We start from the raw sequence: 13765 nt of genomic DNA, 5'->3' as shown, positions 1-13765 counted from the left end.
TTTTCTTTTTCACCCTCATTCTCTCCTGGCGCGGTGGCTCTAGTTCTTCTTTGGCCACCGTTCTCATCTTTGGTTAGTCTAAACTACAGTGAAATATCTGCAAGACTATGTTCAAAATATAATAAATTTCTTATACCTTTATCAGAAATACTATCCGCACCCACCATCTGAAATTGAAGCAGAAGCTGCCCTAATCGATCTCGTTTTTTTAGAAAACGATCTTCCTAAAATTCTTAACTCTATCAAAATTGGCAGTGAACGTATTCGCAAAATAGTTAATTCTCTCAGAAACTTTTCCCGCCACGATGAAGCGGAAATCAAACCTGTAGATATTCATTCGGGAATTGAGAGCACTTTGTTGATTTTGCAGCATCGGCTGAAATCTAATGGTGAAGCTCTAGAGATTCAAGTGATTAAAGAATATGGTGAATTGCCTTTAGTCCAGTGCTACGCATCGGCAATTAATCAGGTATTTATGAATATAATCAGTAATAGCATAGATGCTTTGCGAGATGCACAGAAAGATTGTGCTGGCTGGAACAAAGAACCCACCATTATTATTCGGACTTTAGTTAATGATTCTCAGAATTTGGTAGTGAGCATTGCTGATAATGGTCTGGGTATGGAACAGTCGGTAATCAATAAGATATTCGATCCATTTTTTACGACGAAGCCGGTGGGAAGTGGTACGGGTTTGGGATTGTCAATTAGTTATTCGATTGTGGTGGAAAAGCACGGGGGTAAGTTAAGCTGTATTTCTGCAGCGGGAGAAGGAGCAGAATTTACGATCGAGATTTCGCTCTAAATTCAAACCTGTAAGTTGAAACTCAAGCGGGCTGAAGCCGCTGAGATTTTTAAGAAATTGCTTCCTATCCTAAGTTTTGATGAGCCGATCCCTTCACGCTTTTTTGGACAAACAATGCAAAAAATATAGTTTGATCCGATCGCCCAAATCGATCACAGCGATATCTGTGTCACCGCAATATTACCACCAAAACATACGTCAACATCAGTCCCCGCCGCCCGATCGCGCGATCCATACTCTCCCGCATAATAAAAGTATTCTCCCTCCATCCGGTAAACCACTGGCAGTGGCTGCGTCGAAGGCTGGCAAAACACAATTTCCGGTTCCGCACTTCCCGGCGCTAAATGCGGCAAATTCACATTCCAGAAACACCCAGACTTTAGTTCCCGGTTCAGCAAATCCGCCAACACCCGCGATGTCCAGCCAGTAGCGACATCCCAGTCTATTTCGAGCGGCCTTTTAATCCGGTGGGAAATTGCGATTCCCGGAATACCGTGCATGGCTGCTTCCCGCACAGCCGCCACCGTACCCGAAATATACACGTCAACCCCCAAATTGCCACCCGCATTAATACCCGAAAGCACTAAATCCGGTTTCGCACAAACGTGATGAAGAGCGATGCGGACACAATCGGCCGGTGTTCCCCCTACAGCATATTCCACGGACGATCGCCGATCGACATGAATCGGACTGTGAGCCGTCACTTGATGCCCGCAGCCCGACAATTGCCCTTGGGGAGCCACCACAATCGTCTTGTCCTTTACTGCTTGCAAAAGTGCTTGAATGCCCGGAGCATCGATGCCGTCGTCGTTGGTTAAAATTATCGTCATTATGTGTCGGTTTTATAGAACCGATTTGAGAGCGCAGAGGCTGGCAACTTTCTGGTAGCTCTAGCCCAAATTGGTTGTTGGTTGGTGGCGATCGTCAGTATGAGCATTGCCACAGATTTATATCATGGCATTAATTGAACAGTTGCCCCAGAAATGTGGCGCGCCACCACATTTTAGCCCAGTCGCACCTTGATATGACAGCTAAAGCGACTTGTTACGCTTGCCCCAGTGCAGCATTCACGACATCAGTGTCGATGCAAACATCTAATCACATAATTTTTTCCTCGGCTCTCCCCGATGCTTGGCCTTAAAAGTAGCAGATAATACTAAGTATCTGAGACTGAAAGTTGAAACTCTCGATCCTGCTAAATTATTAGCTTGCCTTATCACCATAAGTACGAGAGAGTCGATAATAAGTTAATGTCGATTCCTATTGGGCTTTGACGCAGGGGATGGGATAATAGATATGAAATCATTTATCAAAGATAGTATCTAAGTTACAGTCCTCATTTCCCATTCATAAATCAAATACTTATCTACACTGTTACCATTATTACATTTTAACTCAGGAGAGCCACATGAACGAACCCACTCAAAGCAATACCAAAGCAGTAACAGACGGCTGTGCCGTTCCACAGTCAATTATGACCGCCTATCAGGATGAACTGGATAACGTTGAACTGGAGATTGAAGGGAATTTACCAAATGACTTACAGGGTCACGTCTTTATTGTTGCTCCAGTCGGCACTGTTGAATCAGGAGGACTCCCATTTAGAGACGGAGACTCATTGTTGAATGGCGATGGCATGATTTATAGGCTTGATTTTGATCGACCAGGCGAAGTGAGAGTGAAGACTCGCCTTGTTAAGCCACCAGATTACTATGCTGACAAAGCAACACAGCCTGGAGGCGAGTATGAAAAGTATAAATTCCTCAATCGCGGCATTGCTCGGTTGTCTATGTCTCTGGGTCTGCGTAATCAATTAAATACAGCTTTTCTACCCATGAAATTTGCTGCGGACTCCTGCGATCGCTTGCTAGTTACCTATGATGCAGGTCGTCCTTATGAAATTGATACAGACAGCCTGGAAGTGGTAACACCAGTTGGATCGAATAAAGAGTGGCGGGGGGAACTGGATCAGCTCAAAATTCCCATAATAATTAATCCTAAGAAGTTTCCTTGCAAAAGTATTTTGAGTACGGCTCATCCTGCCTTTGATTATTCCGGTGAAGGTAAGATGTTTACAGTTAATTACGGCAGATCAGCGGCTAGTTTTATAGAAGGCATTCAGTGGGTTTATGAGATAGAAGAAATTCCCCAACTAATAGAGGAAATTATCGTAGCACTGACGGGGTTCTGTCAAACGGATTTCATGAAAGATATTTCCCGTGCTGTGTTCGGCTTCTCCCGAGACATAGTTGAAAACCTAATGAGTTCCATTGGAAGTATATTTGGGAAAGAATTGGAGGATTTTACCTATGTAGTTTGCTGGGATGGTGTTGGCGAACTGGAACGATGGAAGCTAGTGCTACCAGATGGCACGCCGGTTAAAATTGAACAAACTATTCATCAAATAGGAGTAACTAAAGATTATGTGGTACTGATGGACACCGCGTTCATTATGGGTCTGGAGCAGATAATCAACAACCCATTTCCGAAGAATAAAAAACTAGAGCAGCACTTGAGAAAATTACTAGAACGTCCGCCTCTGCCGGATTCTAATATTTATATCGTGCGCCGTGCCGATCTAAAAGCAGGCCAGCGTCCAGCTAGCAGTAATAAGGAAGTTGAAGTCGTCGCCCAGAAAGTGGTAATTCCTCTCGAAGCTGCCCATTTTTTGGTGGACTATGATAATCCCAATGGCAATATCACTCTCCACGTTGCCCACCTTTGTGGAATGCAAGTAGCTGAATGGCTTAGGAAGTATGATGTTTCAGCCTCCCAACCCCACAAGCCCGTGCCACATTACCTGCATGGTATGGAACACGATGAGACTGACATCGGACGAATGGGGCGCTACATAATTAATGGAGAGACTGGACAACTGATTGAGTCCCAAGTTATCTCCGACATCAAAGCCACATGGGCTGTCGATCTCTATGCCTACTTAGATAGGCTCCCTACAGGTTTGACTCCAGGAAAGCTAGAAAATGTCTACTGGAGTTCGTTTGGACTGTGGCGAGATTTGATGACAAAATACATTGTCGATCTGTACGACGATTATAAGTACCGATTAATACCGCTCTCAGAAGTTATCCGCTTAGCCCAAAAGGGTCAACCTGCTTGCTTGTTCAGGCTGCACCCAAAGTCGATGGTGATTGCCGATCGCTATGAGTTCCCTTGCGGCTACATGACGCTATCACCCCAGTTCATACCCCGTGGTGATGGTGAAAGTTCTACAGACGGTTACATCGTCTGTGCTGTTTGTTTTGAAGACAAAAAATTGGGACCCACAAATCAAATTTGGATTTTCAATGGTAACAAACTGTCAGATGGCCCCCTGTGCAAATTGCATAATTCAAAACTCAAGTTTGGGTTTACCTTGCATACAGCATGGTTGCGACAGATTTCTAAGCGCCAAGCTAGTTACAAGATTCCTGTGCAACAGGATTACCAGGAGCTAGTCGATCAAAACGAGCCAGAGATTAGGAAGCTGTTTGAGAATGAGGTGTACCCCCATTTTCATTAAGAAACTCACCTGCCAAAAGCGCGATCGCGCTTTTGGAAGTGGGATTCTTGGTTCATAGACACTATTTAAAAAGGTCAAACAAGAAAGGAAAGTAAAAATATGATTGTTCTTTCGGGATACGAAATTATAGAAAAAATTTACGAAGGAGTAAGGACTGTTGTATATAGAGCTAAAAAAGATGGTTACAGACAACCAGTTATCATTAAAATTATTAAATATGATTATCCTAGCCTTGAACAAATCACCAATTTAAGGCAAGAATTTATAATTACTAAAAATTTAGAGTGGGAAGGAATTGTCAAAACTTACAACTTAGAAAATTATCAGAATAGTTTAGCGCTAATATTAGAAGATTTTGGGGGTCTATCCCTTTATCATTTTATGGCAGCCAATAACCTGTCAATAACCGAGTTGCTGAAGGTAGCCATCTCTCTATCCGAAACTTTGATCTATCTCCATCAAGTACCGATCATTCACAAAGACATTAAACCCTCAAATATCATTATCAATCCAGCGACCGGAAAAGTAAAACTGACTGACTTTAGTATTTCATCGCGCTTGGAATTGAAAAACCAAAGCATTAGCAATCCCAACTTGCTGGAAGGGACATTAGCCTACATATCCCCCGAACAAACGGGGAGGATGAATCGAGCGATTGACTACCGCACCGATTTCTATTCTTTAGGAGTGACTTTCTATGAAATACTGACCAACCAGTTGCCATTTACTACCACCGATCCGATGGAGTTGGTTTACTGTCATATTGCCAAACAACCCGTCCCACCTAAAGAGGTAGCAGAAATTCCTCAAGCGGTTTCAGATATTGTGATGAAACTGTTAGCAAAAAATGCGGAAGACCGATATCAAAGTGCGGCGGGATTAAAATTTGACCTGGAAACTTGTTTGCAACAATTGCAGACAACCGGAAAGATTGAAAATTTTCCCATCGGTCAACGCGATCGCGGCAACCAATTACTCATTCCCCAGAAGCTTTATGGTAGAGAAACCGAAGTCCAAATTCTTCTAGATGCCTTTGGACGAGTCAGCCTCGGTGCTACCGAAATGATGTTTGTTTCGGGTTATTCCGGGATTGGTAAAACTTCAATCGTCAATGAAGTTCATAAACCAATTGTAGCAGCTAGGGGATATTTTATTGCGGGTAAGTTTGACCAGTTTAAGCGCAATATTCCCTATGCGGCGTTAATCCAAGCATTTCAAGAATTAGTTCGTCAGCTATTAACTGAAAGTTCCGAACAGATTGCTGTTTGGAAAGAAAACTTATTAAATGCGCTAGATAATAACGGTCAAGTTATTATTGATGTTATCCCCGAAGTCGAACTAATTATCGGTAAACAGCTTGAAGTTCCTCAACTGGGTTCATCGGAATCCCAAAACAGATTTAATCGGGTATTTCAACAATTTATTCGAGTTTTTGGTCAACCCGAACACCCGCTAGTCATATTCCTAGACGATTTACAGTGGGCAGATTCGGCATCTCTAAAGTTAATCCAACTCTTAGTCACTGACCCAGATAGCAAATATTTATTAACGATTGGAGCTTATCGAGATAACGAAGTCAGTCCCGTTCATCCTTTAATTCAGACAATAGAAAAAATTCAAGAAACTGAAACGGTGGTGAATAACATCACCATTCAGGCGCTGGCTTTGGATAGCGTCAACCAATTAATCGCCGACACTCTCGATGCCAGCGTAAATTCAGACAAAATAAAAGTTTTTTCAGAGTTACTTTTTAATAAAACCCAAGGCAATCCGTTTTTCTTAACCCAGCTACTCAAAACCCTGTACTCGGAAAATCTGCTGGTTTATCAAGTAGATACAGACCGCTGGGAGTGGGATATTCAAGAAATACAGGCGATTGGCATCGCAGATTTCAATATCGTTGAACTGGTTGCTCGCAATATTCGCAAACTCCCAGAAACAACCCAGAAATCATTAAAATTAGCGGCTTGTATCGGCAACCAATTTAACTTAGAAGTTTTATCAATTGTCAATCAAGAATCAAACATAGCGACGGCTGCTCATTTGTGGGAAGCACTGCAAGCAGGTTTGATTCTGCCGCTGTCTGAAAATTACAAAATTCCTCTAGTCTTTGCCCAGGAAGAGTTGGCATCTGTACGGGATATCAAAGTTGAATACAAATTTTTGCATGACCGGGTGCAGCAAGCTGCTTATTCTTTGATTCCAGAGTCAGAGAAAAAAGCCACTCACCTGAAAATTGGTCAACTGTTGCTGAATAATACAACAGAGCAAGAGCGAAAAGATAATATTTTTGCTCTGGTTAACCAACTGAATTTTGGCACAGATTTGCTAACAAATCAGTCAGAAAAAGATGAGTTGGCTGAATTAAACCTGATTGCTGGACAGAAAGCGAAGGCAGCTACTGCATATGAAGCCGCTGTTAATTATTTGAATGTAGGTATAGAACTCCTGAGCCAAGATAGCTGGGAAAGTAGATACGATCTGACATTTAATTTTTATCGGGAAGCGGCGGAAGCCGAATATCTCAATGCCAATTTAGAACGAGCGGAAATTTTGTGCGATCGTGTGTTTCAAAAAGCCAAAACAATCCTCGAACAAGTCAACTTATACGAACTGAAAATTAGAATTTACCTCGCTAAAAATCAAAATAATGATGGCTTAGATGCCGGACTGCAAGTTCTAAAAATGCTAGGAGTGACCCTATATGAATCACCCCCGCAAGAACTCAACATTGAGGAGTTAGCAAACCTACCTGAAATGAGCGATCCCTACAAGCAGGCCGCTATGCAGCTTTTAGTTCTTATCTTCCCACCTGCTTGCTTTGCAGAAAGCCCGCTATCGCTACCTATTATATATACTATGGTGGAACTTTCTCGTCAGTACGGGAATTCGCCGCAATCTACTTACGGCTATTCTGTTTACGGTATATTCGTATCTTGGCTATTCTCAGATATAAATTTATCCTATCAACTGGGGCAACTGGCTTTGCAGCTATTAGAGAAGTTAGATGCTAGAGAGTTTCGTTCTAAAGTTTTAGTTAATGTTTCCATCGGTATTATCCACCTCAAAAAGCATACTAGGGAAACGATAGAACCCCTTCGTCAAGCAATTAATAGCGGCTTAGAATTTGGAGATATAGAATATGCTTGTCATGGTGCTGATTACTATTGCTCGCATTTATTTTTCAAGGCAGAGCATCTAGACTACGTGCAAGAACAGCAAAAAATATATATTGACTTGGCAGAGAGATTGTCCCAAGAACACCAGTTGTATTTACTCAAAATTCTCGGTCAATTAGTAGAAAATTTAAGGGGTATGACCGATAATAAACTGATCTTGATGGGCAGCATATTAAATGAGGAAAAAGCTATATCTTATTTAAGAGAAGTAAAAAATTTCATTTGCTTGTTCAGGCTTTATTTTGCCAAAACTGTAGTTTGCTATTTGTTTAAGCAGTATGAAGAAGCTATCGAGTTTGCAAGAGAGGGGTTGAAATATTCAGGTTACGTTCAATCAAATATTAGTTTTATTGAACATACTTTTTACTATTGTCTGATTCTTTTAGCCCAGTATGCTCAGGAAGATTCAGGAGAGGAAGAAAAGAAACAAGAATACCTCAACCAAGTAGAAGAAACTCAGAAAAGCATAAAAAATTGGGCGTTGCATTGCCCAGCCAATTACCAGCATAAGTATGACTTAGTAGAAGCAGAAAAAGCCCGCGTATTGGGGCAATCTTTCTCAGCAATGGAATATTACGACCTGGCGATAGATGGAGCAAAGGACAATGGATACGTCCAGCACGAAGCCCTCGCCAATGAACTAGCAGCAGAATTTTATTTAACTTTAGGTCGTCAGAAAGTAGCGCGTACCTACATGATAGACGCTTACTATGCTTATATTCGCTGGGGAGCGAAGGCAAAAGTTAAAGATTTAGAAGAGCGCTATTCTGAATTACTCACACCAGTCCTCGGTAGGAAAAACAGCCTGACGAGTGGAAGAGACGCAACGATTGTTCAGACCAGAACCACTATCACTTCTACCAGTTCAGGTGCTGCAAACGAGCTGGATTTATCAACAATTATCAAAGCCTCCCAAGCGCTCTCAGGGGAAGTTAATTTAGATAAGTTACTTTCCAATTTGATGCAAGTCTTGCTGGAAAACGCCGGAGCAGAAAAATTTTATTTCATCATACCTGACCCAGCAGGTAAGTGGAAAATTGAAGCTCAATGTACGGGTGAACGATGTGAATTAATATCCAAGTCAGGGACTGAAAATCAAGTGATTCCTATCTCGCTAGTTAATTATGTAGAACGCACGCAAGAAACTCTTGCGATCGATGATGCAACCACTGAAACCAGGTTTGCCTCTGACCCGTATATTATTCAGCAGCGACCTAAATCTATTTTGTGTAGCCCCCTGATTAATCAAGGTAAGTTGGTAGGCATCTTATACCTAGAAAATAATTTAACAGCGGGGGCTTTTACGCGCGATCGCTTAGAAGTCCTCAACATCATTTCCGCCCAAGCTGCGATCTCCATCGAAAATGCCCGTCTCTATCAAACTTTAGAAGATAAAGTGCAACAACGCACCGCTCAACTCGCCCAAGCAAACCAGGAAATTAGCGCCCTCAACAACAAGCTTAAAGCCGAAAACATCCGCCTCAGTGCTGAGTTAGAAGTCACGAAACGACTGCAACAAATGATCTTGCCCAAACAATCAGAACTGGATAAAATTAAAGGATTAGAAATAGCTGGATATATGCAACCTGCCGATGAAGTTGGTGGCGACTACTACGACGTGCTAACCAAAAATGATAAGGTAAAAATTAGCATCGGCGATGTTACGGGACATGGTTTAGAAAGTGGCGTATTAATGATTATGGCGCAAACCGCCGTCCGCACTCTCCAACAAATGAACGAAACCGATCCGGTGAAGTTTCTTGATGTGTTAAACCGCACCCTTTATGCCAATATCGAGCGCATCGACTCGTCTAAAAACATGACCTTGGCTTTGTTAGATTATCAAGATAGTAACTTTACCCTCAGCGGTCAACATGAAGAAATAATTGTAGTCCGTACTGATGGTAACATCGAACGGATAGATACAATGGAACTCGGCTTTCCTGTGGGATTAGAGGAAAATATTGCTGATTTTGTTTCCCAAGTTCAAGTGCATCTTAATCCAGGGGATGTAGTAGTGCTTTACACAGATGGAATTACCGAAGCTGTAAATATAAATAAAGTGTATTACGGCATAGGAAGATTGTGCCAAGTGGCTAAAGAAAATCGCCACAAAACGGCTGAAGAAATTCGACAAGCAGTAATCGATCATCTGCGGCAACATATTGACAAACATAAAGTTTTTGACGACATTACGTTGGTAGTCCTAAAACAGAAATAACGCAAGTTGGTAATTGGTAATTGGTAATTGGTAAATTGTTTGAGCGTCCGACGATCGAAACCGACTTCATGCCCAACAATTTTGGAAATGGTGCGCGGACTCAGGAAGGTGCGATCGAAAGCTGAGCGCCACGTCTGTGCTAAATTGGGCGATCGGGCGAATTGGTATAATTAAAGGCAACATCAGCGCTTTCACGGGCCAAACGCTGCTTTCGATCGCAGCCCCAATGCCGCGACTGCCTCCGGTAATCAGTGCGCGTTGATTCTTGAGTGTAGCGACATCCCAGTCTATTTCGAGCGGCCTTTTAATCCGGTGGGAAATTGCGATGCCCGGAATACCGTGCATGGCTGCTTCCGGCACAGCCGCCACCGTACCCGAAATATACACGTCAACCCCCAAATTGCCACCCGCGTTAATACCCGAAAGCACCAAATCCGGCTTCGCACAAACGTGATGAAGAGCGATGCGCACGCAATCAGCCGGTGTTCCCCTACAGCATACTCAAAGGACGATCGCCGATCGACATGAATCGGACTGTGGGTCGTCACTTGATGCCCGCAGCCCGACAATTGCCCTTGAGGAGCCACCATAATTGTTTTGCCTTCTACAGCCTGCAAAAGTGCCTGAATTCCCGGAGCGTCTCTGCCGTCGTCGTTGGTTAAAATAATTTTCATTAAAAATTTGTCTGTTTGTAAGGTTATTTTGTCACTCGCAGGCGAGCCGATGCAATCTCAAATGGTAGGAGACGCGGGGATTGTGTCGATTTTAGATTTTAGATTTTAGATTTTAGATTTACTCCACAGATGTATCTGGGAGATTGGACAAGAGTCTAAAATTTTTGGCTTTCCACGACATTAGTCGGGGGCTTGTACCCATTTTTGGGGGGTGTCTGCATAAGGTTAAGTGTAGTGGACTTACGCACTGAGACTGGACTCGACCAGGTTTTTTCAGCGGTACCCAGGCTCTCCACGCCGTATTTTAGTCTCTCTAACCCGGTTTCTGCGTCCGGGAATAGTTACCAATTCTATATTTACTTACTGTGCAACTATATTTTACTTTCGCGTACATCTGGCGATCGACAAACCTCGTCTCAGCTATTGTATAAATTACTACGCTTAATTGGTAAAATTACGCAATTAACGGTTGTGACAGCCGATGATACTAAAAGTTGCAATAACGGATAGTTAACCGTGGAATGCCTCAGCACCAGTCATCCTAGCGTTTGCCATACAACCGAGTTTACGAAAAGTTTAAGAATAAACCTCGCACCATATTGTTTTGGTAAAGGTATCAAAAATGTATAGACAAACACTTTTAAACGATCGATGCTGTAAGTAGATACCAAAAGAAATGAATAAAGTCAATCCCCCCAACGATATAAACAAGGTATTACTCTTATGAAAACCAACTTCGCCCAACCACTAACTGCCTGTATAGCTACCGCTGGTTTAGCAATAGCTTCTTCATTACTAACTGCAACGCAAGCCCAAGCATTCAGTTTATCCGTGGCTCCTCAGTACGGTACTACCAACGGCATTGGCACCGGCGCTACTGCAACATTGGACTTCAACTTTGTCCAAAGTGGAGCCGATTTGCTCCTGAATCTGGGCATCACCAATACCACTGGCACTCAGGCTACAGCCGGTGGTGCAACCAACTCTTCTCTCGTTGCCGTGGCATTTGACGTATTGAGCGGCGTTAATGCATCGGTTAAATCTACCGCAGGCAGCACTTTTACAAAGTTTTGGAACAATGTTGATATTAGTGGCTTGCACAACGGTTTCGACTATGGCATTAGCACTCCGCGCAATAGCTTTAATGGTGGCAACGCTAATGGGGGCTTATATAAAAATCAGTCTACTTTGGTTAGCTTTTTGCTAACTGGCAGCAGTCTGAGTGCGGCTCAGGCAGAAAGTGCTTTCTTGACGGGATTTCAGAATGGTACGCTTAAGGCAGGGGTTCGCTTCCAGCAGGTAAGTGGGTCTAATGTTGGTACCAGTGACAAAGTTATGGCGGGAGTTTCCGCTGATGCTGAGCCAGTGCCCGAACCAACCACTATGGCAGGTATGGTGATGGGGTTGGGAAGTTTAGTAGCAGCTCGCCGCAAGCAGGCAAAAAAAGCTCTTGCTTAAATTTTCTCAGGGGTGCGGGCCATCCATCGGAAGACAAGCTCGCCGCATTTCTAGTGAATTCAGCTTAACTTCTAGTATCAACTCATAAGAGCCGGCGCAGCTATCGCTCTTCTGGCTCTTATTTTTGCTCTACGTTTACCAAATCTACATTTTGTCAAGGTAGAGAACAAAAAATTTGCGATGCCCGAATTTCCGCAAAAATAAACCTAAAATCTCAAAATCCCCAGAAAATATCAACCAACTTGTGGTAATGTTTTGTGTCGGTTGCTATGTCCAGGCAATCTTCTGCAAGTTCAGTTAAACGCGCTCACAGCAATGTTTTTGCCAATTCTACCCTTAGCTCAAGCAATCCCGACACCTCCCACCCAACAAGTCATCATCCAGCAAGAATTTTCGATACCGGAAAACGAACTGGATTTGCCAGCACCTCCAACAACCGGCCCGCTGAACACTGTGACGGTGCCCCAACAAGTGCGCGTTTTGCCCGGACAACTCGACAATATCCCCGTTTTCAACAGCAACAGCCCCGAAGTTGTGCAAACGGAAGGCATTTTGCTCTCCACATTTCCCCCCGAAGGAAAACAAGTACCTTCTGCACACTTAAACTTCCCCTTCAAAGGCCGATTTGATATCTTTGCCCACCACATCGCTAAAGCTAAAAATCGCCAAGAAACTCGCACCTTATTTCAAGGAATAATTGTCCACAATCCCAACTCGGAACCTGTTACTTTAAAAGTATTGCAAGGAGCGACCTATTTAACTCGGCCGGATGCTTTGTTTGTTGATTTGCCGTCGTATTTAGAAAATCGATTCGGCACTGTGTTTGCGGGGCCTGGAAGCCGCATCACGAGCGATGTGCTGCGGGGATACAGACAAGCCATTTTGCCTGCTGCGATCGAGATTCCGGCGAATCAGAGCCGAATGCTGATGAATTTGCCGATACCTGTGGGGAATGTCACGCCTTCTTCCAACGGTCGATCGACTTTAATGCGAATGTCGAGCAGCAATTCGGTTTATGTAGCATCATTAGCAATGTTTGCTCCTAAAAGTCAAGGAGGAGTCGAGCAAGATCCGACTTTAGAACAGTGGGAAAATATTTTAAATACCAAAGGTTTAGCGGGGCCGAGAGATTTAGCACCAACTCCCAGAGGCGAAAATCCGGTGCAAAAAATTTACGGCCGCGTGGCGGGAGTAGCTGAAGGTTCCCAGTGGGAAGCTAAAATTACGGACAATTCGAGAACCGATTATTTAACTGTTCCCAAGCGCGGCGAGTCATTTTCTTACGCTCTGAGCACAACGGATACGGGTACTTTTGGCACTGGTCAAGTTCAAAGCGCTAAAATGTTAGCTCGCTATCCCGATACTGCTTACTTAGCTAATGGTAATTACGGGATTCAATACAACTTAACTTTTCCACTTTACAACAAATCTCGCGAGTCTCAATCTGTTAGCATTAAAATGCAAACACCGATCAAAGCAAATACAGAATCGGGGGGATTGATGTTTTACGATCCTCCCGAAAATCGGATATTTTTCCGAGGTACGGTGCGGGTGATGTTTAATGATGATACGGGCAAGACTTTGACGCGCTACATTCACATCGTGCAGCGCCGGGGACAGCAGGGGGAACCTTTGGTGAATGTGAATATGAAGCCGGAGGAACGCCGTTTAGTTCAAGTAGATTTCTTGTATCCGCCGGATGCGACGCCGCCGCAAGTTTTGACTGTGCGATCGAGTAATTAGTTGGTGGTTGACGGTTGACTGTTAACTGTTGACTGTTAACTGTTAACCTTTGGGTTTTTTGTTTTAATGAGTTAATATAGCAATTCCATTTGAGATGTAAATATGTATTTCGATGGTAAAATAGAAAAGTTTGATAATAAATGAAAGGGAAGAAAGCAAATGGAA

At 43.2% G+C, this 13765-nt stretch carries 6 protein-coding genes and 1 pseudogene; 5 read left to right on the top strand and 2 right to left on the bottom strand.

Annotation, left to right across the window (positions count from 1 at the left end):
* The first annotated feature begins 88 nt into the window (after window positions 1-88).
* Window positions 89-805: an ATP-binding protein gene (locus E5S67_RS28765; RefSeq protein ID WP_172192431.1), complete on the top strand. Its 717-nt coding sequence runs from the start codon at window positions 89-91 to the stop codon at window positions 803-805.
* Between the two features lie 152 nt (window positions 806-957).
* Here the strand turns inward: E5S67_RS28765 and surE (E5S67_RS28760) are convergent, their stop codons facing one another.
* Entirely contained in the window at window positions 958-1635 is a 678-nt protein-coding gene (gene surE / locus E5S67_RS28760; protein WP_172192429.1) for a 5'/3'-nucleotidase SurE, read from the bottom strand.
* A 578-nt stretch (window positions 1636-2213) separates the two neighbouring features.
* On the opposite strand from surE (E5S67_RS28760), the gene E5S67_RS28755 reads away from it, so the two are divergent.
* Window positions 2214-4325 carry a carotenoid oxygenase family protein gene (locus E5S67_RS28755; protein WP_172192427.1) on the top strand — a complete coding sequence of 704 codons (2112 nt, stop codon included), beginning with the start codon at window positions 2214-2216 and terminating at the stop codon, window positions 4323-4325.
* Window positions 4326-4424: 99 nt separating this feature from the next.
* Complete coding sequence (locus E5S67_RS28750) at window positions 4425-9725, top strand: AAA family ATPase (RefSeq protein ID WP_172192425.1); 5301 nt, start codon at window positions 4425-4427, stop codon at window positions 9723-9725.
* A gap of 249 nt (window positions 9726-9974) precedes the next feature.
* Here the strand turns inward: E5S67_RS28750 and surE (E5S67_RS28745) are convergent.
* Window positions 9975-10399: pseudogene (gene surE / locus E5S67_RS28745) on the bottom strand (5'/3'-nucleotidase SurE); the annotation flags it as partial.
* Window positions 10400-11122: 723 nt separating this feature from the next.
* Here surE (E5S67_RS28745) and E5S67_RS32820 point away from each other — a divergent pair.
* Both E5S67_RS32820 and E5S67_RS28735 read left to right on the top strand, forming a co-directional pair.
* Entirely contained in the window at window positions 11123-11857 is a 735-nt protein-coding gene (locus E5S67_RS32820; protein ID WP_216670778.1) for a PEP-CTERM sorting domain-containing protein, read from the top strand.
* A gap of 315 nt (window positions 11858-12172) precedes the next feature.
* Entirely contained in the window at window positions 12173-13600 is a 1428-nt protein-coding gene (locus tag E5S67_RS28735; RefSeq protein ID WP_172192423.1) for a DUF3370 domain-containing protein, read from the top strand.
* Window positions 13601-13765 lie beyond the last annotated feature (165 nt).

Source organism: Microcoleus asticus IPMA8, assembly GCF_013179805.1.
In the GTDB taxonomy this organism is placed as follows: Bacteria; Cyanobacteriota; Cyanobacteriia; order Cyanobacteriales; family Microcoleaceae; genus Microcoleus; species Microcoleus asticus.
Note: the sequence above shows the minus strand (reverse complement) of the source record. Positions and strands in the feature narration are given on the sequence as shown.